We start from the raw sequence: 25,631 nt of genomic DNA, 5'->3' as shown, positions 1-25,631 counted from the left end.
CGCCCCATGGAGATTCGCGAGGCACTGACCTTCGACGACGTGCTGCTGGTTCCTGCTGAAAGCGCCGTCCTGCCTGGCACGGCGGACACGCGCACGCGGGTGACCCGGTCCATCGCCCTCAACATCCCGCTCCTGTCCTCGGCCATGGACACCGTCACCGAATCCCGCATGGCCATCGCCATGGCGCAGGCCGGGGGCATGGGCGTGGTGCACCGCAACCTCGACGTCGATGGCCAGGCGCGGGAGGTGCGCCGCGTCAAGCGCTTCGAAAGCGGGGTCGTCTACAACCCCGTGACCCTGACCGCCGATCAGACGCTGGCCGACGCGAAGGCCCTCCAGGACCGCTACCGCGTGACCGGCTTTCCGGTGATCGATCCGGACCGGCGCGTCGTGGGCATCGTGACCAACCGGGACATGCGCTTCGCCACCGACGACGCCACCCCGGTGCATGCGATGATGACCACCGACGATCTGGCGATCCTGCGCGAGCCCGTGGACACGGCGGAGGCCCGGTCGCTCATGCATGCGCGCCGCATCGAGAAGCTCCTGATCGTCAACGCCGGTGGCAAGCTGACTGGCCTCCTGACGATCAAGGACCTGGAACAGGCGGTCCTGAACCCCCATGCCTGCAAGGACGGCCTCGGTCGCCTGCGCGTCGCCGCCGCCACCACGGTCGGCGATGCGGGGTTCGAGCGGTCCGAGGCCCTGATCGACGCGGGCTGCGACCTCATCGTGATCGACACGGCGCATGGCCATTCCGACGGCGTGGGCCGCGCGGTGGAACGGGTGAAGCGCCTGTCCAACGACGTGCAGGTCGTGGCCGGCAACGTGGCCACCGCCGAAGGCACCCGCGCGCTGATCGGGGCGGGCGCGGACGCGGTCAAGGTCGGCATCGGCCCGGGCTCCATCTGCACGACGCGCATCGTCGCGGGCGTGGGCGTGCCGCAGCTGACGGCGATCATGGACAGCGCGGGCGCCGCGGGCGACGTGCCGGTGATCGCCGACGGCGGGATCAAGTTCTCCGGCGACTTCGCCAAGGCCATCGCCGCGGGCGCGTCCTGCGCGATGGTAGGCTCCATGATCGCGGGCACGGACGAGAGCCCGGGCGAGGTGATCCTCTACCAGGGCCGGTCGTTCAAGTCCTATCGCGGCATGGGTTCGATGGGCGCCATGGCGCGGGGATCGGCCGACCGCTACTTCCAGAAGGACGCGGCCACGGACAAGCTCGTGCCCGAGGGCATAGAGGGGCAGGTCCCCTACAAGGGGTCCGCGGGCGCGGTCGTCCACCAGCTCGTCGGCGGGCTGCGGGCGGCGATGGGCTATACCGGCTGCGCCACCGTGGACGAGATGCGCACCCGTTGCCGGTTCGTGCGCATCAGCGGGGCGGGGCTGAAGGAATCCCACGTCCACGACGTGCAGATCACGCGGGAATCGCCCAACTACCGCGGCGCGTGACCCATTGCCTTTGCCGAGCCGTAAGGGAATCCTACCCTCATCGGCGGTGACGCATGGGGGAACACGGGTATGGCGGCAGCATCGGGGGAACGGCAGGGCACGCGCCTGTCGGACAGGCCGGAATACAAGGACAAGCAGAAACCGCTGACCCGCCCGCCGGAGGCGACGGTCTTCGACGCGGTCTCGGCGATGACGGACAAGAACTACGGCTGCGTGATCGTCACGGACAGCGACGACAAGGTGATCGGCGTCGTGACCGAGCGCGACATCATGAACAAGCTGGTCGGCCGCGGCATGGACGCGAAGACCACGAAGCTGTCGGACATCATGACCGCCGACCCCCGCGTCGCGCGGGAGGACGACGACATGCTCGACTGGCTGCGGATGATGTCGAACGAGCGCTTCCGCCGCTTGCCTGTCGTGGACGGGCAGGGCCGGATCAAGGCGGTGTTCACCCAGGGCGACTTCGTCAGCTACACCTGGCCCGACCTGATCGGCCAGATGCGCAGCCTCGTGCGCGCGCAGGTCGGCTCGAACTTCCACTACCTGCTGATCGGGGGCGCGATCCTGGTCTACGTCCTGGCGATGGTGGTGGTCCTGTCGGTCGTCTGACCGGGGGGAGGGGGTCGTGACCCCCGCCGCCCGCGTCCAGGCCGCCATCGAGATCTTGGGCCCCGTCCTGCGCGGCGAGGCGGCGGAACGTGCGCTGACCCGGTGGGCGCGGGCCTCGCGCTTCGCGGGCTCGGGCGACCGCGCCGCCGTGCGCGACCACGTCTTCGACGCCCTGCGCCGGCTGCGCTCCGCCGCCTGGGCGGGGGGCCTGGGCGACGCGGACCCGGTCGCGATGGAGGCGCGCGCGGTGATGCGCGGCCTGCTCGTGGGGCAGGGGGCCGACGCGGACGCCCTGTTCGACGGGTCGCGTCACGGCCCCGCGCGCTGGGACGGACCGGACACTCCGGCCGCGGCGCCGCCCCGCGCGGTCCGACTGGACGTCCCCGACTGGACCCTACGGCTGTTCGACGCGGCCCTGGGCCCCCGAGCGGACGCCGTCTGCCTCGCGCTGCGGGACCGCGCGCCCGTCCACCTGCGCGCAAACGCCGCGCGCACGGACCGGGACGGGGTCGTCGCCGCCCTGCGGGACGATGGCTACGACGCGCATCCCCACCCCGCGGCATCGACGGCGGTGGAGGTGCGCGGCGCCCCCCGTGGCCTGCAGGCCCACGCCCTGTTCCGGGACGGCCTGTTCGAATTCCAGGACGCGGGCTCGCAGGCCCTGGTCGAAGCCCTCCCCCTGGTCGACGGGATGCGGGTGCTGGACCTTTGCGCCGGGGGAGGGGGCAAGGCCTTGGCCATGGCGGCGCGCTCGGACCTGCACGTGACCGCCCACGACGCGGACCCCGCGCGGATGCGCGACCTGCCCGAACGCGCCCGCCGCGCCCGTGCCCCGATCGCCGTGGAACTGGATCCGCGCGGGCCCTTCGACCTGGTCGTCTGCGACGTGCCATGCTCCGGCTCCGGGTCGTGGCGCCGCGCGCCGGAGGCCAAGTGGCGCCTGACGCCCGATGCGTTGGACGCCCTGATGGCGACGCAGGCGGCGATCCTGGACCGCGCCGACGCCCTCGCCGGTCCGCGGGGCGCGATCGCCTATATGACATGCTCGCTCTTCACCGCCGAGAACGGGGTCGCCGCCGGGGCCGTGGGGCGGCTCGGACGCCGGGCGACCGGCGCCGTCACCCTGACGCCGCTGGATGGCACCGACGGCTTCCACATGACGCAGCTGGGGCCGCGCACGGACGCTTGACCCCGGCGCGGCGACGCCATCATCGTTAATCATCGGTTAAGACCACGCCGCCTATCACCGCGCGAGGCGATCGGATCCGGGGGAGAGAGAGGACATGGCGGACACGGGTTGGAGTGGTGCGGCCGCGGACATGCCCGCGGGGACCGGGCGCTGGCTGCCCCGCGCGGTGACCTTGGCGGCGGCCGCGCTTCTCGCCGGCGCCGCGGCGGTGGCGTTCGCCCAGCCCGCGCTTCGCCTGACGCTGGCGGCCGTGGCGGCCTGCCTCGCCGTCGTGGCGCTTCTCACCCTCATGGCCGTGCGGCTCGCCTCCTGGCGCGAAAGGCGGAACCGCGCGCGCGCCATGCGTCTGCTCGAGGACGACGCCGCGCCCGCGTTCTGCCTGGATCGGACCGGCGCGATCACGGCCCGCAACCGTGCCGCCCGCGACCGCTTCGGCCCCCGCGGCGGCGACGACCTGACCCGCGTGCTGGAACCGATCCTCGCCAATCCCCGCCAGTTGGCCGTCCGATTGCGCCGCAAGCTGGAGGCGGGGGGTACGGCGGTGGAGGACGTGCGCACGCGGCGCGGCCATGTCCGCCTGTCGGCCCATCGCATTCCGGGCGGACAGATCTGGCGGCTGGAGGATCTGCTCGACGGCACCAGCCTGGGGAACCCGGCGACCCCGATGCTGTCCGTCGCCCCCGACGGCGCGATCCTCCACGTCAACGACAGCCTGCGCACGCTGCTGGGGCGTCCGGTCAACGAGTTGTCCGACCTGTTCGACGTGGACCGGCCGGACCACGACGGCGTGTACCGGCTGAACGCGGCGAAGGGTCCGCGTTCCGTGCGCCTGGGCATCGTCCCCACAGCGGACGGTCGGCGCGAGGTGTCGGTCCTGCCCCTGTCGGCTGACGGCGGGGCGGGCGACGCGCCCCCATCCGTGGCGACCCTGCCCATCGCCGTCCTGAAGATCGACGCGGACGGGCTGGTCTCGCCCCTCAACGCCCCGGCCGCGCGCCTGCTGCCGGAGGCCCGCAACGGCGACAAGCCCCTCGCCGCCTTGGTCGAAAGCCTCGGGCGGTCCGTGGGCGCCTGGGTCCAGGAAGCGCGGGAGGGCCGCGGTCTCGGCCGGCCGGAGGTGGTGCGCGTCACCGGCGCGGGCGAGACGTACCTGCAGGTCACGCTGGGCCGCCCGTCCGAAGGTAACGACGGCACGCTGGTCGCCGTGATGAACGACGCCACGGAATACAAGTCGATCGAGGCGCAGTTCGTGCAGTCCCAGAAGATGCAGGCCATCGGCCAGCTGGCGGGCGGCGTGGCGCACGACTTCAACAACCTCCTGCAAGCCATATCGGGGCATTGCGAACTGGTCATGCAACGCCAGCCCCAGGACGATCCGGACTACGCGGACCTCAAGCAGATCCAGCAGAACGCCGCCCGCGGCGCCGACCTCGTCGAACGCCTGCTGGCCTTCTCGCGCAAGCAGAACCTGAACATGCAGCAGCTCGACCTGCGCGAAACCCTGGGCGACATGACCCACCTGCTGAACCGCCTGGTGGGCGAGCGCGTTCGCCTCGTGGTCGATCACGACCCCGCGCTGATCCCCATCCGCGGCGACCGGCGGCAGTTGGAGCAGGTGCTGATGAACCTGGTCGTCAACGCCCGCGACGCGATGCCCGGCGGCGGCGAGGTGCGCATCGAGACGCGCTGCACCTACCTCGCGGAGGAGATGGTCCGAGACCGCGCCACCGTGCCCCCGGGCCAGTACGTCCGGATCCGCGTCAGCGACCAGGGCACCGGCATCCCCCGCGACAAGATCGCCCGCATCTTCGAGCCGTTCTTCACCACCAAGCGGCCGGGGGAGGGGACGGGCCTGGGGCTGTCCATGGCCTACGGGATCGTCAAGCAGTCGGGCGGGTTCATCTTCGCCGACAGCTCCGACGAAGGCGCGGTCTTCACCCTCTACTTCCCCGCTGGCACCGACATGATGCCGCTGGTCTCGGCGCACCCGCCGGCGGCCGGGTCGCGTTCCGAAGCGCCCCCGGCGGACGTCTCGGCGGAGCCCGCGCAGATCGCCCTGCCACATCCGCCGGCGGCCGGCTCCGGCGGGAACAAGGGGACCATCCTGCTGGTGGAGGACGAGGATCCGGTCCGCGCCTTCGCCTCCCGCGCGCTGACGCTGAAGGGCTACGACGTGATCGAGGCCCCGTCGGCCGAGGACGCGTTGGAGATCCTGTCCGATCCCGACCTGCACGTGGACCTGTTCGTCACCGACGTGATGATGCCCGGGATGGACGGACCCACCTGGGTGCGGCAGGCGCTGGTGGACCGTCCGCACATCACCACGATCTTCGTGTCGGGCTATACGCAGGACACGATGTCCGAAACGAACGTGCCCATCCCCAACTCCGTGTTCCTGCCCAAGCCCTTCTCGCTGCGCGACCTCACCGCCCGGGTCCAGGACGCTCTGGACTAGGCGGGACGGGATCGCAGGACTCGACCCGGTGGTCTCCCTTCGCCGCGCCCGGGACGGTGCGCGGGATCGCACCGATCGGCGCTGGAAAACCCCCACTGTTTCCCCGGCGTCGCCTTGCCAATGTTCCGCTTTTGTACCATATGGAACGGACAAGGAACGAAGCTGGGAAAACCCCGATTGCCGCGCCCGCGGCATGATGCGAAGAGGGACGGGAAACATGGCAACGGCGAACCTACTCGACATGAGCGAACGACGCAGCGCGGACAAGCAGAAGGCCCTGGACTCGGCCCTGGCGCAGATCGAACGCCAGTTCGGCAAGGGCTCCATCATGAAGCTGGGCAAGGACAACCCTGTCCAGGACATCGAGGCGACGTCGACCGGTTCGCTGGGCCTCGACATCGCGCTGGGCATCGGCGGCCTCCCCAAGGGGCGCATCATCGAGATCTACGGCCCCGAATCCTCGGGCAAGACCACCTTGACGCTCCACGCCATCGCGGAGGAGCAGAAGAAGGGCGGCGTCTGCGCCTTCGTGGATGCCGAGCATGCGCTCGACCCGCAATACGCCCGCAAGCTGGGTGTCGATCTCGACGAGCTGCTGATCTCGCAGCCCGACACGGGCGAGCAGGCGCTCGAGATCGTCGACACGCTGGTCCGGTCGGGTGCCGTCAGCATGGTCGTGGTCGACAGCGTCGCGGCGCTGACGCCCAAGTCCGAGCTTGAAGGCGACATGGGCGACAGCTCCGTGGGCGTCCATGCCCGCCTGATGAGCCAGGCGATGCGCAAGCTGACGGGTTCGATCAACCGCTCGAAGTGCATGGTCGTGTTTATCAACCAGATCCGCATGAAGATCGGCGTCATGTTCGGCTCGCCCGAAACGACGACGGGCGGCAACGCGCTGAAGTTCTACGCCTCCGTCCGCCTGGACATCCGCCGCATCGGCGCGATCAAGGACCGCGACGAGGTGGTGGGCAACGCGACGCGCGTGAAGGTCGTCAAGAACAAGGTCGCCCCGCCGTTCAAGCAGGTCGAGTTCGACATCATGTACGGCGAAGGCATCTCCAAGATGGGCGAGTTGCTGGACCTGGGCGTGAAGGCCGGCGTGGTCGAGAAGTCGGGCGCCTGGTTCTCCTATGGCGACGAGCGGATCGGCCAGGGGCGCGAGAACTCCAAGCAGTTCCTTCGCGACAACCCCACCATCGCCGAGGAGGTGGAGGACAAGATCCGCGCCGCCCACGGCCTGGACTTTCAGATGACCAGGACGGACAAGGACGAGATCCTGGACGAGTGATCGCTCCGACATCCCGGTGACGAAGGGCCGCCCGACGGGGCGGCCCTTTCGCGTCGTGCCCGGGGGGGTCGTGCCCGGGTAACGGGATTCGCGGTGGCTACACCGAACGCGTCGCATGGCAATCCCGTGTTTCCGCACGATCCGAGGACCGCCCCGGTATGCCGCCGCGTATGCACGGGGGGTGTACGGGGGGTGTACGGGGGGTGCACGCCCGTTTTGGCCATGTGGACACCCCGTGCGCGCATCGCTAGGTGACCCACCGGACAGCCTTCGGAGACGCGCAATGGCCAGCCTGAACGACATCCGCAGCACCTTCACGGGCTACTTCGCGCGCCAGGGCCATGCCGTCGTCGACAGCTCCCCCCTGGTCCCGCGCAACGACCCTACGATGATGTTCACGAACTCCGGAATGGTGCAGTTCAAGAACGTCTTCACGGGCGTCGAGACGCGCCCCTACGACCGCGCGACCACGTCCCAGAAATGCGTCCGCGCGGGTGGCAAGCACAACGACCTCGACAACGTCGGCTACACCGCGCGCCACCATACCTTCTTCGAAATGTTGGGGAATTTCTCGTTCGGCGACTATTTCAAGGACGACGCCATCGCCTTCGCGTGGGAACTGATCACACGCGATTTCGGCATCGACCCGTCCCGGTTGCTGGCCACCGTCTATCACACCGACGACGAGGCGGCGGCGATCTGGAAGAAGGTCGCTGGCTTCCCGGACGACCGCATCATCCGCATCCCCACCGACGACAACTTCTGGCGCATGGGCCCCACCGGCCCCTGCGGTCCGTGCACCGAAATCTTCTACGACCACGGCGACCACATCCCCGGCGGCCCCCCCGGCAGCCCCGACGAGGACGGCGATCGGTTCATCGAGATCTGGAACCTCGTCTTCATGCAGTACGAACAGCATGCCGACGGCACCCGCCAAGACCTTGAAAAGCAAAGCATCGACACCGGGATGGGTCTGGAACGAATCGGCGCGCTCCTGCAGGGCAAGCACGACAACTACGACACCGACCTGATGCGCGCGCTGATCCTGGCCTCCGCCGAAGCGACCGGCACGGACCCGGACGGCCCAGCGAAGATGCACCACCGCGTCATCGCCGACCACTTGCGGTCCACGTCCTTCTTGATCGCCGACGGCGTTCTGCCCTCTAACGAAGGGCGCGGCTACGTCCTGCGCCGCATCATCCGCCGCGCCGTCCGCCACGCGCACCAGGCCGGCGCCCGCGACGCGCTGCTCGCGAAGCTGGTTCCCGCACTCGTGCGGCAGATGGGCAACGCTTACCCGGAATTGTCCCGCGCCCAGCCGATGGTTACCGAAACCCTAAGGGGCGAGGAAGACCGGTTCCGCAAGACCTTGGAACGCGGCCTGCGATTGCTCGACGACGAACTTGGCAACCTGCCCGACGGTGCCCCGCTGCCGGGCGATGCCGCCTTCAAGCTTTACGATACGCACGGCTTCCCCCTGGACCTGACCCAGGACGCCCTGCGCGAACGGGGCCGCGCGGTAGACGTCGAGGGGTTCGACGCCGCGATGGAGGAACAGCGCACCCGCGCCCGGGCCGCCTGGGCCGGATCGGGCGAGACGGCGGATGCCGCCATCTGGTTCGATCTTGCGCAGGAGAACGGACCGACGGAGTTCCTGGGCTACGACACCGAAACGCTCGAAGGGCAAGTGCTCGCGCTCGTCCGCGACGGCGCACGCATCGACCGCGCCGCGGCGGGCGACACGGTCGCCATCGTGGTCAACCAGACCCCGTTCTACGCCGAAGCGGGCGGCCAGGTCGGCGACACCGGCACCATTCGCACGTCCACGGGAACGGCCCGCGTGACGGACACGCGGCGGTCCGCCGGCGTGGTCATGCATCTGGCGGAGGTCGTCGATGGCGCGTTGCAGCCCGGGCAATCCGCCGACCTGGAGGTCGATCACGACCGTCGGTCCCGGATCCGCGCGAACCACAGCGCCACCCACCTGCTGAACGAAGCCCTCCGCAACGCCCTGGGGGATCACGTGGCCCAGCGCGGATCGCTCAACGCCCCCGACCGCCTGCGCTTCGACTTCAGCCACGAGGGCGCGCTCAGCGCCGATCAGCTCGCTACGGTGGAGGCGGAGGTCAACGCCCTGATCCGCCAGAACGACTCCGTCACCACCCGCATCATGTCCCCCGACGAGGCGCGCGCCCTCGGCGCCCAGGCGCTGTTCGGCGAGAAGTACGGCGACGAGGTCCGCGTCGTGTCCATGGGCAAGCGCGACGGGTCCGGCAAGGGGACGGATGCACGGACCTACAGCCTGGAATTGTGCGGCGGCACCCATGTCGGACAGCTGGGCCAGATCGGCACCTTCGTCACGTTGGGCGACAGCGCCATCAGCGCGGGCGTGCGCCGGGTCGAAGGATTGACCGGGCAGGCCGCTCACGACTACCTCCGCGCGCAGGACCACCGGATGGCAGCGTTGTCCAACCTGTTCAAGACCGGCCCGGACGAGGTCGCGGACCGGGTGCGGGGCCTCTTGGACGAACGCAGGAGATTGCAGGCCGAGATCGCGCAACTCAAGCGTGACGCCGCCATGGCCTCGGGTGGGGACGCGCAGGATATCAATGGAATGCAGGCCGTACTTCAGACAGTCGCGGGGGTGTCCGGCAAGGAGCTGGGGCCCATGATCGATGCGATGAAGGACCGGTTGGGCTCCGGCGTCGTGGCCTTGATCGCCGATACGGGGGCCAAGCCCGCGGTCGCGGTGGGCGTCACGTCCGATCTGACCGACCGCCTGTCTGCGGTGGACCTGGTGAAGGCCGCGGTGGACGCCCTGGGGGGACGCGGCGGCGGCGGCCGACCCGAGATGGCGCAGGGCGGCGGTGCCGACGCATCGAAGGCCGGGGAGGCGCTGGATGCCGTCCGCGCGCTGATCGCCGCCGCCTGAACGGGTTGCCCGCGTCCCCGCGCGGGCTTACCTCACGCCCGATCGCCCGGAGGACCCCATGCGCGCCGAAGCCCAATCCAACGTCGAGAAGATCGCGAAGTCGGTCGATCTGCTCAAGCAGCGCCTGGACTGGGAAACGGCGCCCCACCGCATGGAAGAGTTCGACGCCATGATCGAGGATCCCACGCTGTGGGACGATCCCGCCCGGGCGCAGAAGCTGATGCGCGACCGGCAGGCGTTGCTGGACAGCGTGGAGGCGGTGCGCAAGCTGGAGGGCGAGACGTCGGAAAGCGTCGAGCTGATCGCCATGGGCGAGGTCGAGGGCGACGACGACATCGTCACGGAGGCCGAGGCCACCCTGTCCCGTCTCGTGAGCGTCGCCGCCGAGCGCGAGCTGGAAGCCCTCCTCGACGGGGAGGCGGACGGCAACGACACCTTCCTCGAGATCAACGCGGGCGCCGGCGGCACGGAGGCCTGCGATTGGGCGCAGATGCTGCAGCGCATGTACGTCCGCTGGGCCGGCAAGCGCGGCTTCGATGTCGAACTCCAGTCGGAGGAGTCGGGGACGGAGGCCGGGATTAAGTCCGTCAGCTACAAGATCAGCGGCCTAAACGCCTATGGGTGGCTCAAGTCCGAATCCGGCGTTCACCGGCTGGTGCGCATCTCACCCTTCGGGAAGGGCACGCGCGAGACGTCCTTCGCCTCCGTCTGGGTCTATCCGGTCGTGGACGACGACATCGACATCGACGTGAACCCGTCCGACATCCGCATCGACACGTACCGGTCGTCGGGCGCCGGCGGCCAGCACGTAAACACGACCGACTCCGCCGTGCGGATCACGCATGTCCCCACCGGCATCGTCGTGACCTCGTCCGAGAAATCGCAGCACCAGAACCGCGACATTGCCATGAAGGCGCTGAAGTCCCGACTGTACCAGATGGAGCTCGACCGCAGGAACGCCGCGATCACCGAGGCCCACGAGAACAAGGGCGATGCTGGATGGGGCAACCAGATCCGCAGCTACGTGCTGCAACCCTATCAGATGGTGAAGGACCTCCGCACGGGGCACGAGACGTCGGACACCTCCGGCGTGCTAGACGGGGCGCTCGACGGGTTCATGGCGTCCGTGCTGGCCCAACAGGTCGCGGGCAAGAGCAGGGCGGACGCCGGCTGAGCGGGCGGGCGGGGGCGGGACACGGGTCCTGTCCCAGCCCGTGGCTGGCTCCGCTAGGTCGCGACCAATTCCCGAAAGGCCGCCGCCGCCGCTGCCGCGCCGTCGTTCGCCATCGCCTGATCCGATAATTCGGAGGCCGCCGCGGGATCGAACCCCTGCATGATCTCGCGAATCGCTTTCGCACCGCGTCCGGGGGTGAAGCGCCGGATGGGCAGCGCCCGTGCGACGCCGAGCCGTTCGAGTCGCGCGGCGTTGTCGGGTTGGTCCCCTCCGACGGGCAGGACGACCTGGGGTTTGCCCGCCCGCAATGCCTCAGCCGTGGTGCCGATGCCGCCGTGATGGACGATCGCGGCGGCGCGGGGAAACAGCGGCGCGTGGGGCAGGCGCGGCATCGTCAGCAGGTCCGGGCCCCTCGGCGCGTCGGCCGTTCCGTGAAGCAGGATGGCGCGCATCCCGCAGTCGCGCGCGGCCTGCGCGGTCGCGAACCAGAAGTCCGGCGGACCCAGCGCCTGCGCCACGCTGCCGAGCGTGAAGACCACCGGCGCGGGGCCGTCGTCCAACCAACGGACGACATCGTCCGACAGGGGGTCGTGCCGAGGCGAGGGTGGGAAACCGACGACCTTCAGGTCCGGCCACTCCCGGGGCGCCGGCGCGAAGGCCGCATCCCACAGGCCCAAACGGAACGGCACGACGCCGCCGTGGTCGATCGTAGGGGTGCCCGGCTGGGGCGGAAGACCCATGCCGCGCCGGATCCTGGTCAGATCACGACCGTGCCGCAACCGCAGGACGACGCGAACGGCCGCCATCGGGATGCGGTTCCAAGCCCGACCCAGGGGGCCGGGGTCCGTGACCGTCACCGGCAGGCGCGGGATCACGGGCGCGTCCGACGGGGCGAAGGTCACCATCGGCTGCAGCAGGACCGGGACATAGGGCAGCGAGGCCCGTTCCGCCGCAAGGGACGCACCCATTGCGAAGGTGGTCGCCGATACGGCGGAGGCCCCGTCGCACATCGCGATTAAAGCGTCCGTCATCGACGGCAACAGCGGCATCAACGCGCGCTGCATCAAACGGCCCGGGTCGCGCAGGACGCTCGCGGCGATCTCGTCGCGGGACATGCCCAGCCGGGCCGTCATCTCGGTCTCGGACGGACCGACGGGGATGGCATCGAAGCCCCAATCCCGCGCCACCGCGCAGTCGTCGGGGACCAGACCCAACCGCGGCTCGATCCCCGCCGCGTCCAGCGCGCGGGCCAGCGACAGGACGGGGAACAGGTCGCCGTGCGAGCCGATGGTGGACAGGACGATGGCGGGGCGGGTCATGGAGCGCGATCTAGGGCAATCCGACGAGGATCGAACCGGATGCCCCCGACGTCATTTTCGCATGCCCGATTCCGTGGCCAAACGGGGTGGGCAGCGCGTCCGGCGCTGCGCCGTCGGACGACGCCTTCGAGCGACCGCGTCAGTCCGCCTTCGACTCCGCTGCAGGAATGGCCTTCGACTTCGGACCGGACCCGATGGGATCGTCCTGCCGCTGGACCGCGCCTTCGAAATGCGCGCCTGACTCGATGGCGATGGTCTTGTGAATGATGTCGCCTTCGACCCTGGCGGTCGAGGTCAGGCGCACCTTCAGGCCCCGCACCCGCCCGATCACGCGGCCGTTCACCACGACGTCGTCTGCGACGACCTCGCCGCGCACGACGGATCCTTCCCCGACGGTCAGGAGATGGGCGTGGATGTTGCCTTCCACCTCCCCCTCGATCTGGAGATCGCCGGAGGTGCGCAGGTCGCCCTTGATCATCAGGTCCGCCGACAGCGTGGACGGACCGACCTTGGGCTTCATCGCTTGCGCGCCCGCCCCGAGGTCCAGACCGCCGGGTCGCTGCGGGGCGCCGCCCGCGGCGGGCTTGGCGGGATCGGCGGGCTGCGGCTTGTTGGCGTCGCCGCCCTGCTGGTTCAGCTTGGATTTAGAAAACATCGCGACCTGCGGTGATGAAGGTTCTCGGGTTCATTGCGGTCCCGTGACGCCGCACCTCGTAGTGGAGATGCACCCCCGTGGACCGTCCGGTGGTGCCCATACCACCGATGCGATCCCCGCGCGAGACCTTCTGCCCCACCTTCACGCGTATCGAGTTCAGATGCGCATAGCGGGTCTCGAAGCCGAACGGATGGCGGATCTTGACCAGCTTGCCGTAGCCGGACTGCCAGCCCGCGAACGCGATGGTGCCGTCCGCGGTCGCCAGGATCGGCGTGCCCGTGGACGCCGCGAAGTCCAATCCGTTGTGCATGCGTCCCCACCGCGGCCCGAAGCCGGACGTTTCCCGGTGGGGGGCGGTGACGGGATGGCCGAGCGGCAGGCTTTCGGCGACGATGCGGTGGAGGTCGACCTCCTCGAGCTTGTCCAGAAGCGAATTGGCGCGTTCGGTGTCCGGGTCTACCACGTTGGGATTGCCCCGGGTCGAGATGACGGGCTCCAACGGACCGCCCTGACCCTGATAGGACCGCCGGACCTGTTCCAAGATGGCGTCGGGATCGACGCCCGACCGTTCGAACACCTTCTCCAGGGGGGCGAGCGACGTCTCCACCGCTTCCTCCAGGCGGCGGAAGATGCGGTCGTTCCGTTCGGCGGCCAGTTCGGCCATGCGCTGCATGCGCGCGATCTCGGCGTCCGCGGCCTCGGCCACGCGCGCGGCGGCGTCGCGTTCGGCGGCGGTCTCGTCCAGCGCGCCCACGATGGCCGAAAGGGTCGTCTCGGCGTCCGCGCGGCGGGCCTCGGCCTGGGCTGCGGCCTCGGGCGCGTTCTCCAGCCGCGTCAGGGCGGTTCGCGTTTCCGCCCGGGCGGTGTCGCGTTCGGCGACGGTGCGTTGCAGGCTGCGCTGGATGACCTCGATCCCGGTTTCCAACTCGCGGCGGTTCTGCTCGGACTCGAGCAGGGCCTCCTGCATCTTCGAGACTTCGTCCAGCGCGACGTAGAACCGTTCCAGCGCCTGCTGCGTCTCGGCGGCTCGGGTGTCGCGTTCGACGGACAATGCGTTCAGGCGGTTCTCGTACGCCTCCTGCGCGCGGGCGACCTGGACGCGGGACGACCCGCTGCTGATCGCGTCGGTCAGGAAGAAGGCGGTCACAACCAGCGTCCACCCCACCGTGACCGCGCCCCCCACAAGGGCGGCGGCCTGCGTGACGGGACGCAACCGCACGAAGCGCGTCCCATCGTCCGATTTCAGATAGAGGCGTTGTTCCGGGAACGCCCGTTCGATCCACCCGGAGGGACCACCGGTCCGGCGTCGTGTCACGTCACCATCTCCCTTCACGTCTGCCCGATGCGGCGCTCGTTGGCGCCGCAATCCTACTGTCGGGCCCCGCGGGCGGGGCCGCGTAGGTTTGGGGAAGCCTTAAGGAAAGGGGAGCCGATGATCAATCCTGTGGCGGACAGGGTGTCGCAGGCTGCCCGTCGATCGGCGCCATCGCGCCGGTGGCGGTCCCGTCCGCGCGGGGGTCAGGCGCGCACCGCTTCGAGAACCTCCTCGACGTGGCCGGGAACCTTCACCTTGCGCCACACCTGACGAATCATCCCGTCCGGGCCGATCAGGAAGGTGGTGCGCTCGATCCCCATATAGGTCCTGCCGTACATCTGCTTCTCGACCCAGACGCCGTAATCCTCGCAAATGGTGCCGTCGGCGTCGGACAGCAGGACGACGCCTAGATCGTGCTTGTCGCGGAACCTGTCGTGCTTGGCGACCGTGTCCTTGCTGACGCCCAGGACGACGGCATCCGCCTGGGTGAACGCATCCGCTTGTTCGGTGAAGGCGATCGCCTGCTTGGTGCAGCCCGATGTGTCGTCCTTCGGATAGAAGTACAGCACGACATTCCTGCCCGCATGGTCCGACAGAGACACCGTGCCCCCTCCGTCGCGGGGCAGCGTGAAGGCGGAGGCGGGGCGGCCAGGGGACAGATCGGTGGTGGACATGGCGGAACCTCCTCGGGTGGGACGCATGCGGGACTTGCGCACCGTGGCGGGGCCGTCAAGATCGCCACCGTGACGCACGCATCCGCCGCCCCATCCAGGCCCGGTCGCCGTTGGTTGCGACGGCTGGGGCTGGTCATCCTCGTCGTCCTCGCCTTCGTGGCCGGTTCGCTGTGGCGCCTGACCGCGCGGCCCGTCGCCGTGCCCGACTGGATCGTCGCGCGGGTGGAGGCGGCGCTGGACCGGCGTCTGCCGGATGCCAGTGTGGACCTGCGGACGGCCGCCCTCCGCCTCGATCGGTCCGACGGGACCCTCCGCCTGGTGCTGAGCGACCTCGTCGTGATGCGTGACGGGCGGGAGGTCCTGGCCCTCCCGCGCACGGCCCTGTCCCTGCGCGGCACGTCCATCCTGCGCGGCCAGGTGGTGCCGCGTTCGCTTCGGGTCGACGGCCTCCGCCTGGGGCTGGCGCGCGACGTCGCGGGGCGGTGGTCGCTGGCCTTCGGCGGGGGGGGTGGTACTGTGCCGGATGGTTGGCCGGCGGCGTTGGCCGCTCTGGACCGGAATCTGGCTTCCCCGATGCTGCGCGATTTGTCCTCCGTCCGCGTGGAGGACGTGCGCATCGACGTGGCGGATGCTGTCAGCGGTCTGGCGGCCACGATCGCGCCGGCCAGGCTCGCGCTGGACCGCTCCGACAATGCGGCACGGCTGACGATCACGGCCGCCCCCGACGCTCAACCCGATGCAACGATCGGGGCGACCGTGACTCGCGACGCGACGGGCCTGTCCGCATCCGGCAGTCTTCGCAGCCTGCGGATCGGCACGCTGGCGGCGCTCCTGCCCGACGTGGCCGTACTGACCTTGGGCCAGGGTACGGTGGATGCCCGGGCCGGCTTCGCGGTGACGCCCGACGGGATGCCCGGCGATCTGTCGGGCACGGTGGCATTGCGCGACCTGCGCCTCACCGACGACCCCCGCCTCGCCGCCGACCGCGTTGCGCTGGGCTTCGTGTGGCCCTTCGACAAGGACACGGTGTCGATCACGAACGTCACCGCGTCCGGGCGCTCGCTCCAGGCGGCGGGGCGGGGGACGCTGTCCTTTCCGGATGGTCCGACCGGGCCGGTCGCGGCGCAGCTTCGGCTGTCCGACGTCCTGCTCGATCCCCCCGGCACGTTCGAGGCACCGGTCGCGTTCGATGCGGGAAGCGTCACCGCGCGGTTGATGCAGCAGCCACTCGGCCTCCGCATAGGGCAGGCATCGTTGTCGGGACCCGCCGGCCGGGCCGGGCTGTCCGGGCGTGTCGACTTCGCCGCCGGAGGCATCCACGCGGCGTTCGACCTGACCGTTCCGCGAATGGCCGTCGACCAGTTGAAGGCCCTCTGGCCGCCCGATCTGTTCCCCGGCAGCCGACGCTGGTTCGCCGACAACCTGATCGGCGGCGACGGGGTCGGCGGTCGTGCCGCCCTGCGGGTGGTCCCGGGCCGCAAACCGGTCGCCTCGGCCTCCATCGCGTTCGAGGGGGGCGCGTTCCGGTACATGCGCCATATGCCGCCCGCTCAAGCCGCGGCCGGCGCGCTGCAATTCGACGATGGACGGCTGGTCATACGCGCCGACCGTGGTGTCGTGCCCGTGGGCGAGGGGCCCGGCGTCGACATAGCGGGCACCACGATCGTCCTGCCCGACGCCCTGAGCCGACCGCCGGAAGGGCGGGTCCGATTGAAGGCGCGGGGTGCCATCGGCGACGTGCTCGAGGTCCTGGACAATCGGCCCTTCCGCCTGCTCGAACGCATCCGACGCACGCGGGATCTGGCGACGGGCACCATGGAGGCGGACGTCGCGGTCGTCCTGCCCTTGCGCCCCGGCAACGCCCCGGCGGACATCGACTGGTCCGTATCGGCCGTTCTGCGCGACATGACGTCGGATCGCATCGTTCCCGGGCGGCGCATCGCGGCCGACCGGCTGGAACTGACGGCCGACGCATCCGCGGTGGCCGTGGACGGCGGGGTGCGGTTCGACGGCGTCCCGTTCACGGGCGGATGGCGGCAGGCCCTGCCTCCCCCGTCCACCGTTCCGGCCGATCCCGACGCCCCGGCGCCGGAAGCGCCGCCGCGGGTCGCGCTCGAACCCGGGCGCGTCAGCGGGACCGCGACGGTCACGCCGGCCGATCTGGATCGGCTCGGGGTCGCTTTCGACGGGTTGCGGACGGAGGGCCGGACCCGCGTGACCGTGGAGGCGACCCTGCCGCAAGGCGCCCCGCCGCGCCTGTCGATACGATCCGACCTGCGCGGGATGGCGGCAGCGCTGCCATCGCTCGGCTGGTCGAAGGGGCGGGGATCGGCGGGCGACCTGTCGATCGACGTGACGCTCGGACCCGTGCCCGACATCACGGCCCTATCCGTCGACGCGCCCGGGTTGACGCTGCGCGGCGCGGTCGCGTTCCGCGACGGCGGGGGGCTGCGCCGCGCCACGTTGCGCCGGGTGGACGCGGGCTGGTTCGACGGGGCCATCGTCCTGGACGGCCGCGGCCCGGGCGCGCCGCCGGGCGTGCGCATCACCGGGGGACGGGCGGACCTCCGACGTCTGCCATCGTCCGGCGGGGGATCGGGGGGCGGTGGCCCGGTGGAGGTCGCGCTGGATCGCCTGCAGGTGACGGAGGGGATCGCCCTGACCGACATGCGCGCGACCATGGACGGACGCGGCGGCCGGTTCCAGGGCCGCGTGAATGCGGGGACCCCCGTGGCGGGCGTACTGGCGCGGCAGCCGAACGGAATGGCGGTGCGGATCGACGCCTCCGACGCGGGCGCCGTCCTGCGGTCGGCGGGCCTGTTCAACGACGCCCGCGGCGGCCGCATGTCGCTGTCGCTGCGGCCGCGCGGCGGGGGCACCTATGACGGTCAGCTGACGGGGGCCGATGTCTCGATCCGCGACGCACCCGCGTTGGCCACCCTGCTGCAGGCGCTGTCGGTGGTGGGTCTGCTGGAACAGTTGGGCGGGCAGGGCCTGCGGTTCGACACGGTGGAAAGCCTGTTCACGCTGCGCCCGACCGACATACGCGTCCGGCGTGCCAGCGCCGTGGGCGCCGCCCTGTCGATCACGGCCGACGGGGTGGTGGACGTCGCGCGCAAGCGGGTGGATCTGCAAGGCGTCGTGTCGCCGATCTATTTCGTGAACGGACTGTTCGGATCGCTGTTCGGAACCCGCGACGAGGGATTGTTCGGCTTCACCTATCGCCTCCGGGGTGCGGTCGCGTCGCCCTCCGTCTCGGTCGACCCGCTTTCGATCCTGACGCCCGGGGTGTTCCGCGACATCTTCCGGTCGGACCCGCCTTCGCAGTAAGGGCAGGCGCATGAGCCGAAAGCTGTCCGACTACGACTTCGCCCTGCCCGACGAACGGATCGCCACACGGCCCGCGGTGCCGCGATCCGCGGCCCGGATGCTGGTTGTGGACGGGCAGGGCTTCCATGACCGGGGCGTCACGGACCTGCCCGACTGGCTGCGCCCCGGCGACCGACTGATCCTGAACGACACGCGCGTCATCCCCGCGCGCCTCGTCGGGGAGCGTATCCGGCCGACGGCCGACGGATCGGGCCGCGCGCGGGTGGAGGTGAACCTGACCGAGCCGCTGGCGGACGGCACCTGGGCGGGGTTGGCCCGCCCCATGCGCAAGATGCGGCCCGGCGACGCGCTGCGGTTCGGCGACCTGCATGCCACGGTCGCGTCGAAGGACGCGGAACGCATCGTCCTGCGCTTCGATACCTCGGGCGAGGCGCTGGACCGGGCGCTGGAGGCCGCGGGGACGATGCCGTTGCCGCCCTACATCGCCGCCAAGCGCGCGCCCGACGAACGCGACCGGGACGACTACCAGACCGTCTGGGCCGAACGGAAGGGCGCGGTGGCGGCGCCGACCGCCAGCCTTCATTTCGATCCGCCCCTCCTGGACGCCATCGCGAGGCGGGGCGTGGACGTCACGAAGGTCACCCTGCATGTCGGCGCCGGCACGTTCCTCCCGGTCAAGGTGGACGACGTGACCGACCACCGCATGCATGCCGAATGGGGCGAGGTCACGGAACGCGCGGCCGCCGAGATCGCGGCGACGAAGGCCGCCGGGGGACGCGTGATCCCCGTCGGCACGACCGCGTTGCGGGTGATCGAGACCGCGGCGCGAACGGGGGCTGTGGCGCCGTTCCGCGGCGAAACGGACATCTTCATCACCCCGGGCTTCGAGTTCCGTGCGACCGACGGGCTGATGACGAACTTCCACCTGCCGCGATCGACCCTCCTGATGCTCGTCTCCGCATTGATGGGACGGGACCGGATGCTGGCGGCCTACGATCATGCGATCCGCGGGGGATACCGGTTCTTCAGCTATGGGGACGCGTCGCTGCTGCTGCCCTGAAGGTCGGGTTCGGGCGTCGTCCGCGAATTCGCGAGAACCTCGTGCGATCCGCGATTGCGCGGGCCGCAGCCGCCGTCTAGGCGCCCCTCGATCCAGCCGCCGAGGGTGCCGCCATGTGGAACGTCCTGTCCATGAACTGGGCCCTCCTGCTGGGGGTCATGTTCCTGATGATCGGCAACGGTATGCAGGGGACGCTGCTGGGCGTGCGCGGCGGCTTGGAAGGGTTCAGCACGGGCGCCATGTCGATCGTTATGGCGGCGTACTTCGCGGGCTTCCTGCTTGGCTCGCAGACGGTCCCGGATCTGATCCGGCGCGTCGGCCACGTCCGCGTGTTCGCCGCGCTCGGATCGCTGGCTTCCGCTTGCCTGGTGCTGTTCCCCGTCATCACGACCGAATGGGCCTGGGCCGTGCTGCGCCTGCTGCTGGGGTTCTGCTTCTGCGGGGTCTATATCGTCGCGGAAAGCTGGCTGAACGACACGACGACGAACGAGACGCGGGGCCGGGCCCTTTCGCTGTACCTGATCGCGCAGAGCGTCGGCATCGTGGCCGCCCAGGGCATCTTCGCGCTCGGCGACCCGGCGGACTTCCAACTGTTCGTGATCGTGTCCGTGCTGGTGTCGCTGGCCTTCGCGCCGATCCTGCTGTCCGCCACCCCCATGCCGCCGTTCGAATCGACAAAGCCGATGTCGTTCCTGGCGCTCTACCGCGTGTCGCCGCTGGGGTTCGTGGGCGTGTTCATCCTGGGTGGGGTCTTCGCGGGGCTGTTCGGCATGACGGGCGTGTTCGGCGCCGCCCGCGGCCTGACCTCCGCCGAGATCGCCCTCTTCGTCGCCACCATCTACGTCGGTGGGATGGTGCTCCAGTATCCCATCGGCTGGGCCTCGGACCGCTACGACCGCCGCAAGCTGATGGTGGCCGCGTCGCTGCTGGGGGCGGGGGCGTCGATCCTGGGCTATTCCGGTGCGTTCGGCCTGCCGGGGCTGCTGCTCGCGGGCTTCGTCGTCGGCGGGGTCGCCATGCCCCTCTACGGGTTGCTGCTGGCCTACACGAACGACTACCTCGACCGGTCCGACATGGCCTCCGCCTCCGCCCGCCTGCTCTTCGTGAACGGGCTCGGTGCGATCGGGGGCCCCCTCGTGACCGGATGGCTGATGGACCGCGTGGGAGCGGGGGGCTTCTTCCTCTTCATCGCGATGCTCCTGGCCGCGATGGCGCTCTACGCGATGTGGCGGATGACGCGACGCCCCGCCTATGCGGGTGACGAGAGCGCGCCCTACGTCGCCGTGGCGACCGCCGCGACCCCGGTCACGATCGGGACCCTGGTGGAGGAATGGGAGGAACAGATCGGCGCCGACCCCGCTCCGGGCGGGTCTGCCGACGCACCGGAAAGGGCGGCCTGACCGCTGCGGTTGAACCAAACCCCGCGGCAGTCGTTGTCGGATCGAAGCCGATGGGGGGAGGCACCGCGATGGTCGAGACGGAGGACGTCCTGTCGTTCTGGCTGGAGGAATGCGGCCCGGACGACTGGTATCGATCGGACGACGACCTGGACGCGAAGATCCGTTCGCGTTTCGAGGACACTTGGAGCGCGGCCCGCGCCGGTGGCCTGCAGCATTGGCGCTGCGGCGCGCGGGGCACGCTCGCCTATCTGATCCTGACCGACCAGTTTCCCCGCAACATGTTCCGCGGACGGGCCCAGGCCTTCGCGACCGATCGGTTGGCGCTTCACGCGGCCAAGTACGGGATCCATCGCGGGCTCGACAGGCAGATCGACGGCCCGCCGCGGCAGTTCTTCTACCTGCCCCTCGAGCATGCGGAGACGGGGCCCGACCAGCATCGCGCCGTGCGCCTGATCGCCGGGCGACTGGACAGCCCGCAGACGCTGTTGCACGCCCGGGCGCATCGCGAGGTCATTCGGCGGTACGGACGCTTCCCCTATCGCAACGAGGCGCTGGGACGGACGTCCACGCCGGAGGAACGCGCGATGGTGGAGGCGGGCGGCTATGGCGCCGTCGTGCGCGAGCTTCAGGACGCTGCCTGACCGTTTACGCCCGCGCATGTCCGACCTGCACGGAAGGGGGGTGCCGCCACCCGGCGCCTCCGCTAACGTGCCCCGAAGGATCGCACGACCCCCCGGAGGATGAGAATGGCCAAGACCTACGACATGATCGTGATCGGCGCGGGGCCCGGCGGCTACGTGGCCGCCATCCGCGCGGCGCAGCTGGGCTTGAACGTCGCGTGCATCGAGCGCGAGCATCTGGGCGGGATCTGCCTCAACTGGGGCTGCATCCCCACGAAGGCCATGCTGCGCTCGTCGGAGGTGTTCCACCTGATGCACCGCGCGAAGGAGTTCGGCCTGAAGGCGGACGGCATCGACTACGACCTCGACGCGGTGGTGGAGCGCTCCCGTGGGGTCGCCAAGCAACTGTCCGGCGGCATCGGGCACCTGTTCAAGAAGAACAAGGTCACGACGATCATGGGCGAGGCCAAGCTGGCCGGAAAGGGCAAGGTCGCCGTCACGACGGACGGGGGCACGGAGGAACTGTCCGCGCCCCACATCGTCGTCGCGACCGGCGCGCGGGCCCGCAACCTGCCCGGTCTGGAGGCCGATGGGAAGCGGGTTTGGCACTACAAGCACGCGCTGCAGCCCCCGCACATGCCCCGGAAGCTCTTGGTGATCGGGTCCGGCGCCATCGGGATCGAATTCGCGTCCTTCTACAACACCCTGGGCGCCGACACGACCGTGGTGGAGGTCATGGACCGCGTCCTTCCGGTGGAGGACGAGGAGATCAGCAAGTTCGCCAAGAAGCAGTTCGAGAAGCAGGGCATGACGATCCTGCAGAAGGCGATCGTGAAGGGGCTCGACCGCAAGGACGACGTGGTGGTCGCCACCATCGAGTCGAACGGCAAGGCCGAGACGCACGAATTCGACACCGTCATCAGCGCGGTCGGGATCGTCGGCAACGTCGAAGGGCTCGGCATGGAGGAGGCGGGCGTGAAGATCGAGAAGTCGCACGTCGTCGTCGACGAGTACTGCCGCACCGGGGTCGAGGGACTCTGGGCCATCGGCGACATCGCGGGCGCGCCTTGGCTCGCGCACAAGGCCAGCCACGAAGGCGTCGTGGTGGCCGAACTGATCGCGGGCAGGAACGACGTCCACCCCGTCAGGGCGGACCAGATCGCGGGCTGCACGTATTGCCACCCCCAGGTCGCCAGCGTCGGCCTGACGGAGGCCAAGGCCAGGGAGGCGGGCCACGACATCAAGGTGGGCCACTTCCCCTTCATCGGCAACGGCAAGGCCATCGCCCTGGGCGAGCCCGAAGGCATGGTGAAGACCATCTTCGACAAGAAGACCGGCGAGCTTCTGGGCGCGCACATGGTCGGCGCGGAGGTGACGGAGCTGATCCAGGGCTACGTCGTGGGTCGGCAGTTGGAGACGACGGAAGAGGATCTCGCCCACACCGTCTTCCCCCATCCGACCCTGTCCGAGATGATGCACGAGAGCGTGCTCGACGCGGACGGACGGGCGATCCACTTCTGATGGGGCGGGGGTGGCAGGTCGCGGTCGATGCGTCACGATCTGGCAACATGCCCCCCTCCGTTCGATCGGGAGGCCCCGGCGTTCTTGCTCCCCGCACGGTCGTCCCCTAGCGCGGGGATAGCCCTAGCGCGGGGATAGATCGTCATTCAGCCGGAGCGGATCCATGAATCTCCACCACCTTTCCACGGCGGCGGTCGTCGTCGTCGCGTCGACGTCCCCCGTCCTCGCGCAGAAGTTCGGCCCCGTGGCCCCCGAGCCGGTGATCGTCACACCCGCCGTGCCCGCCCCGTCATTCGCCGGGGCCTATCTGGGCGGAAGCTTCGGCTTCGCAGGCGTCGATGGCGACAACATCGACGGCGATGTCGATGGTGACGGCGACGACGACGACGACGACGACACGAACTCGGCCCTGTTCGATCTTTCCGACGAGGCGGTCGGATATGGCGTTCACGCGGGCTATAATTTCCAGACGGGCAACGTCGTATGGGGCCCGGAACTGGCCATCTTTGGCGGCGACGTCGAGGTCGGGACATCCACGGGACTTTCGAGCGTGGACCTGGACCGCGGCGTCCGCGTGGCGTTGCGCGGCGGCATCGTCCGAGGTGCCAACCACTTCTACGGCCTGCTCGGCGCGGTTCGCATGGACTTCGACTCGACCTCGCCCCTGGGAACCTCCTCCGGGGACGGCACCGGCTTCGCCGCCGGATTCGGCATCGAACGGCTGGTGACGCCGAGCGTGGTGGTGGGCGTGCAATACACCCTCCATTCCGTCGACGACGTCACGTTCGACGACTTCGGCGACGGATCGGAGGTCGATGTCGACTATCGCGTGCTGGAGCTTCGAGCCTCCTATAAGTTCTAAGCGCGACGGCACCGGCTATGGCGAGGGGCCGCGGACACGCGGCCCCTCGATCGTCGCGTGGGCATGAACTGCCCATCCGAGCTATCCATTCGACATCCATGCGGACTTCAATCTGCACGGGCAGATGAAGGTGGAACGGCGTCTGAACGTGCTGATCTATCTGAACGACGATTGGCGGGAGGAATGGGGCGGCTCGTTCGAGATCTGGGACAAGCAGATGAAGAACAAGGTCGCGAGCTTCGTGCCGATCTTCAATCGGATGGTCTGCTTCTCGACGGGGTCGGACACGTTCCATGGCAACCCGGAGACGGTGAACCATCCCCAGGGCGAACCGCGCATGTCGATCGCCATGTACTACTACACCGCCACCTGGTCCGACACTCGCAAGAGCCATACCACGCTGTTCAAGCCCCGGCCCGGTACGGCGGACAAGACCGACTGGGCGGTGACGCGTCAGGCCCTCGCCCGTGACGTCCTGCCCCCGATCCTGCATCGCAAGCTCGCGGGTCCGCTCAGCCGGATCGGCTTCTAAACCGCGATACGATCGGTCGCGATTGCGGCTATGCGTAAAGGGGGTCGCCAACCGGCGGCCCCTTCTTCATTGCGGCGGCATGGAACGCACGTCCTGGCCCCTGATCCTCCTGCTCTATCTCGCGGGCCTGCTCTCGGCGATGCAGTTCGCGAAGGTGTCGCTCACCCTGGGCGAGGCGGAACTGGTGTGGCGCGACGCGCCGGTGGCGTTCCTCGTGTCGGCCGTGGCCGTCGTCGGCGTCGCCGCAGGGGCGCTGGCGGGGGCGTTCGTCGCACGGTTCGGCGCGCGGCCCGCTATCCTCTGGGCGCTCGGGCTGAGCGGCGCCCTCTCGCTCCTGCAGGCCCTGCTGCCACCGTTCCCGGTGATGCTGGCCCTGCGGGTGGGGGAGGGGTTGGGGCATCTGGCCTTGGTCGTGGCGTTGCCGACGCTCATGGCCGCCCGCAGCGCGCCGTCCGACCGGCCGGTCGTGATGGGGCTGTGGGGGACCTTCTTCGGGGTCGGGTTCGCGATCCTGGGTGCGGTGCTGCCCTGGGCGGGCGGTTTCGGACCGGGAACCGTCTATGCATGGCACGGCGTGGCTTGCCTGATCCTCCTGCCGGTCATGTGGCGGACCGTGCCGCGGATCATGACCCGGGGGGCGTCGTTTCCAGGGGTGATCGCGATCCATCGCGCGATCTACGGCAACGTTCGCCTGGTCGTGCCCGGGCTGGCCCACGGGATCTACACCTCGCTCTTCATCGCGCTCGTCGCCCTGGTCCCGGGCGCGCTGAACGCGCTCTGGCTGACCCCGCTCCTGCCTCTGTCCAACCTCGCCGGCACGTTCGCGTCGGGGTTCGTCGCCCGAACGGTCCGGCCGGGGCACATCGCCACCGGGGCGTTCCTGGCGTCCTGCATTGGCTTCGCCGGGACCGCCGCACTCGCCGACGGACCCGCCGCCCCATGGCTCCTGCTCGTCACGTTCGCGGCGACGGGCCTCCTCGCCGGCGCGAACTTCGCCGCCGTTCCCGCCCTGAACGCGGATCCGGCCGACCAGGCACGCGCCAATGGCGGGATGGCGCAGATGGGCAACGTGGGAACCTTCGCCGGCACGCCCCTTCTGGCGGCGGCGCTCGCGTCGGGCGGGGCGGGGGCCGTGCTGCTGACGGCCGCCGCGATCTGCGCCGTCGGCGCCATCGCGGCGGGGAGCCTCTACGCGCGCGCGGCGCGGACCGCCGCCTGATCCGTCCGACGCGGAGCAG

General features: G+C 70.0%; 19 protein-coding genes. 15 read left to right on the top strand and 4 right to left on the bottom strand.

Annotation, left to right across the window (positions count from 1 at the left end):
- Positions 1-6: 6 nt before the first annotated feature.
- The 7 genes from guaB to prfB all read left to right on the top strand — a co-directional run bounded on the left by guaB (position 7) and on the right by prfB (position 11,105).
- The gene (gene guaB, locus P0084_RS01750; protein WP_308915079.1) at positions 7-1,455 is read left to right on the top strand and encodes an IMP dehydrogenase; all 1,449 of its coding nucleotides are present in this window, start codon (positions 7-9) and stop codon (positions 1,453-1,455) included.
- 69 nt (positions 1,456-1,524) lie between these two features.
- Complete coding sequence (locus tag P0084_RS01745; protein ID WP_308915078.1) at positions 1,525-2,067, top strand: CBS domain-containing protein; 543 nt, start codon at positions 1,525-1,527, stop codon at positions 2,065-2,067.
- A gap of 16 nt (positions 2,068-2,083) precedes the next feature.
- The gene (locus P0084_RS01740; RefSeq protein ID WP_308915077.1) at positions 2,084-3,256 is read left to right on the top strand and encodes an RsmB/NOP family class I SAM-dependent RNA methyltransferase; all 1,173 of its coding nucleotides are present in this window, start codon (positions 2,084-2,086) and stop codon (positions 3,254-3,256) included.
- A 94-nt stretch (positions 3,257-3,350) separates the two neighbouring features.
- Positions 3,351-5,711 carry an ATP-binding protein gene (locus P0084_RS01735; RefSeq protein ID WP_308915076.1) on the top strand — a complete coding sequence of 787 codons (2,361 nt, stop codon included), beginning with the start codon at positions 3,351-3,353 and terminating at the stop codon, positions 5,709-5,711.
- 217 nt (positions 5,712-5,928) lie between these two features.
- Positions 5,929-6,999: a recombinase RecA gene (gene recA / locus P0084_RS01730; RefSeq protein ID WP_308915075.1), complete on the top strand. Its 1,071-nt coding sequence runs from the start codon at positions 5,929-5,931 to the stop codon at positions 6,997-6,999.
- A 283-nt stretch (positions 7,000-7,282) separates the two neighbouring features.
- Positions 7,283-9,931, top strand: a complete 2,649-nt coding sequence (gene alaS, locus P0084_RS01725) for an alanine--tRNA ligase (RefSeq protein ID WP_308915074.1) — start codon at positions 7,283-7,285, stop codon at positions 9,929-9,931.
- A gap of 58 nt (positions 9,932-9,989) precedes the next feature.
- On the top strand, positions 9,990-11,105 hold the full coding sequence (gene prfB, locus P0084_RS01720) for a peptide chain release factor 2 (RefSeq protein WP_308915073.1): 1,116 nt from the start codon (positions 9,990-9,992) through the stop codon (positions 11,103-11,105).
- Between the two features lie 53 nt (positions 11,106-11,158).
- On the opposite strand, the gene P0084_RS01715 is transcribed toward prfB, so the two are convergent.
- The 4 genes from P0084_RS01715 to bcp all read right to left on the bottom strand — a co-directional run bounded on the left by P0084_RS01715 (position 11,159) and on the right by bcp (position 15,068).
- Complete coding sequence (locus tag P0084_RS01715; RefSeq protein ID WP_308915072.1) at positions 11,159-12,424, bottom strand: glycosyltransferase; 1,266 nt, start codon at positions 12,422-12,424, stop codon at positions 11,159-11,161.
- A gap of 139 nt (positions 12,425-12,563) precedes the next feature.
- Positions 12,564-13,079 carry a bactofilin family protein gene (locus P0084_RS01710; protein WP_308915071.1) on the bottom strand — a complete coding sequence of 172 codons (516 nt, stop codon included), beginning with the start codon at positions 13,077-13,079 and terminating at the stop codon, positions 12,564-12,566.
- Positions 13,069-14,394, bottom strand: a complete 1,326-nt coding sequence (locus P0084_RS01705; RefSeq protein ID WP_308915070.1) for a DUF5930 domain-containing protein — start codon at positions 14,392-14,394, stop codon at positions 13,069-13,071. Before P0084_RS01705 ends, P0084_RS01710 begins: the two co-directional genes overlap by 11 nt.
- A gap of 203 nt (positions 14,395-14,597) precedes the next feature.
- Complete coding sequence (bcp, locus tag P0084_RS01700) at positions 14,598-15,068, bottom strand: thioredoxin-dependent thiol peroxidase (protein WP_308915069.1); 471 nt, start codon at positions 15,066-15,068, stop codon at positions 14,598-14,600.
- A 69-nt stretch (positions 15,069-15,137) separates the two neighbouring features.
- Here bcp and P0084_RS01695 point away from each other — a divergent pair, with 69 nt between their 5' ends.
- The 8 genes from P0084_RS01695 to P0084_RS01660 all read left to right on the top strand — a co-directional run bounded on the left by P0084_RS01695 (position 15,138) and on the right by P0084_RS01660 (position 25,612).
- Entirely contained in the window at positions 15,138-18,398 is a 3,261-nt protein-coding gene (locus tag P0084_RS01695; protein WP_308915068.1) for a DUF748 domain-containing protein, read from the top strand.
- Between the two features lie 10 nt (positions 18,399-18,408).
- Entirely contained in the window at positions 18,409-19,458 is a 1,050-nt protein-coding gene (gene queA / locus P0084_RS01690; RefSeq protein WP_308915067.1) for a tRNA preQ1(34) S-adenosylmethionine ribosyltransferase-isomerase QueA, read from the top strand.
- Between the two features lie 113 nt (positions 19,459-19,571).
- The gene (locus P0084_RS01685; protein WP_308915066.1) at positions 19,572-20,858 is read left to right on the top strand and encodes an MFS transporter; all 1,287 of its coding nucleotides are present in this window, start codon (positions 19,572-19,574) and stop codon (positions 20,856-20,858) included.
- 68 nt (positions 20,859-20,926) lie between these two features.
- Positions 20,927-21,499, top strand: coding sequence for a DUF924 family protein (locus tag P0084_RS01680; RefSeq protein ID WP_308915300.1), 573 nt, complete (start codon positions 20,927-20,929; stop codon positions 21,497-21,499).
- 105 nt (positions 21,500-21,604) lie between these two features.
- Positions 21,605-22,999, top strand: coding sequence for a dihydrolipoyl dehydrogenase (gene lpdA, locus P0084_RS01675; RefSeq protein ID WP_308915065.1), 1,395 nt, complete (start codon positions 21,605-21,607; stop codon positions 22,997-22,999).
- A 163-nt stretch (positions 23,000-23,162) separates the two neighbouring features.
- A complete protein-coding gene (locus tag P0084_RS01670) occupies positions 23,163-23,861 on the top strand; it encodes an outer membrane protein (protein ID WP_308915064.1) in 699 nt (232 codons plus the stop codon).
- A gap of 94 nt (positions 23,862-23,955) precedes the next feature.
- Positions 23,956-24,393 (top strand): 2OG-Fe(II) oxygenase, encoded by a 438-nt coding sequence (locus P0084_RS01665; RefSeq protein ID WP_308915299.1) that lies wholly within the window; start codon positions 23,956-23,958, stop codon positions 24,391-24,393.
- Between the two features lie 79 nt (positions 24,394-24,472).
- Complete coding sequence (locus P0084_RS01660; protein ID WP_308915063.1) at positions 24,473-25,612, top strand: MFS transporter; 1,140 nt, start codon at positions 24,473-24,475, stop codon at positions 25,610-25,612.
- Positions 25,613-25,631: the final 19 nt, after the last annotated feature.

Source organism: Jannaschia maritima, from assembly GCF_030973515.1.
Lineage (GTDB): Bacteria > Pseudomonadota > Alphaproteobacteria > Rhodobacterales > Rhodobacteraceae > Jannaschia > Jannaschia maritima.
The sequence above is the reverse complement of the archived record's forward strand: the minus strand, read 5'-3'. Positions and strand labels throughout refer to the sequence as shown.

Coding starts and splice junctions, on each gene's coding strand:
- guaB (WP_308915079.1), top strand. CDS start 7: ATGGAGATTCGCGAGGCACTGACCTTCGACGACGTGCTGCTGGTTCCT.
- prfB (WP_308915073.1), top strand. CDS start 9,990: ATGCGCGCCGAAGCCCAATCCAACGTCGAGAAGATCGCGAAGTCGGTC.
- queA (WP_308915067.1), top strand. CDS start 18,409: ATGAGCCGAAAGCTGTCCGACTACGACTTCGCCCTGCCCGACGAACGG.
- P0084_RS01745 (WP_308915078.1), top strand. CDS start 1,525: ATGGCGGCAGCATCGGGGGAACGGCAGGGCACGCGCCTGTCGGACAGG.
- P0084_RS01735 (WP_308915076.1), top strand. CDS start 3,351: ATGGCGGACACGGGTTGGAGTGGTGCGGCCGCGGACATGCCCGCGGGG.
- recA (WP_308915075.1), top strand. CDS start 5,929: ATGGCAACGGCGAACCTACTCGACATGAGCGAACGACGCAGCGCGGAC.
- alaS (WP_308915074.1), top strand. CDS start 7,283: ATGGCCAGCCTGAACGACATCCGCAGCACCTTCACGGGCTACTTCGCG.
- P0084_RS01660 (WP_308915063.1), top strand. CDS start 24,473: ATGGAACGCACGTCCTGGCCCCTGATCCTCCTGCTCTATCTCGCGGGC.
- bcp (WP_308915069.1), bottom strand. CDS start 15,068: ATGTCCACCACCGATCTGTCCCCTGGCCGCCCCGCCTCCGCCTTCACG.
- P0084_RS01715 (WP_308915072.1), bottom strand. CDS start 12,424: ATGACCCGCCCCGCCATCGTCCTGTCCACCATCGGCTCGCACGGCGAC.
- P0084_RS01670 (WP_308915064.1), top strand. CDS start 23,163: ATGAATCTCCACCACCTTTCCACGGCGGCGGTCGTCGTCGTCGCGTCG.
- P0084_RS01685 (WP_308915066.1), top strand. CDS start 19,572: ATGTGGAACGTCCTGTCCATGAACTGGGCCCTCCTGCTGGGGGTCATG.
- P0084_RS01680 (WP_308915300.1), top strand. CDS start 20,927: ATGGTCGAGACGGAGGACGTCCTGTCGTTCTGGCTGGAGGAATGCGGC.
- P0084_RS01710 (WP_308915071.1), bottom strand. CDS start 13,079: ATGTTTTCTAAATCCAAGCTGAACCAGCAGGGCGGCGACGCCAACAAG.
- lpdA (WP_308915065.1), top strand. CDS start 21,605: ATGGCCAAGACCTACGACATGATCGTGATCGGCGCGGGGCCCGGCGGC.